The sequence below is a fragment of the Neisseria sp. P0020.S003 genome (genome assembly GCF_051957095.1).
Taxonomy (GTDB): Bacteria; Pseudomonadota; Gammaproteobacteria; order Burkholderiales; family Neisseriaceae; genus Neisseria; species Neisseria subflava.
On the sequence record NZ_JBQCWU010000078.1, the window covers coordinates 1 to 441 of the forward strand.

1 protein-coding gene is annotated in these 441 nt (G+C 50.6%); it reads right to left on the bottom strand.

Annotated features, from left to right (window positions below; all coding sequences use genetic code 11):
• On the bottom strand, positions 1-441 hold a 441-nt coding region (locus ACTHTQ_RS11405), incomplete at both ends, for an SAM-dependent methyltransferase (RefSeq protein WP_440363980.1).

A 441-nucleotide genomic window follows, 5' to 3' on the forward strand; every position in this document is an offset into this window, starting at 1 on the left:
TCGTAAAACACCGTATCCGCAGCATGTATGGCCTGCAAAGCATGTATGGTCAGCAAGCACGGATCGCCCGGCCCTGCGCCTACCAAAACCACTTCGCCGCCAAATGGCGTTTCCCGATTCAACTGCGTTATCAATTCACGCTCTGCCGCTTCGATATTGTTTTGAGCCGCATAAATACTGAAACGGCTGTCGAACAATTTTTCACAAAAATAACGGCGGCGTTCAACATGATGAATAGTCTGTTTAACCTTTTCTCGCCATTTTCCGGCAATACGCGCCATTATGCCCGTATGCAGCGGAATCAATGTCTCAATAATCTGCCGCCATTTACGCGCTAATACAGGCGCAGTACCGCCGCTGGATATGGCTATCTTCAACGGCCCCCTATCCACCACGGCAGGCACGATAAACGAACACACATCCGCCGTATCCACCGTATTG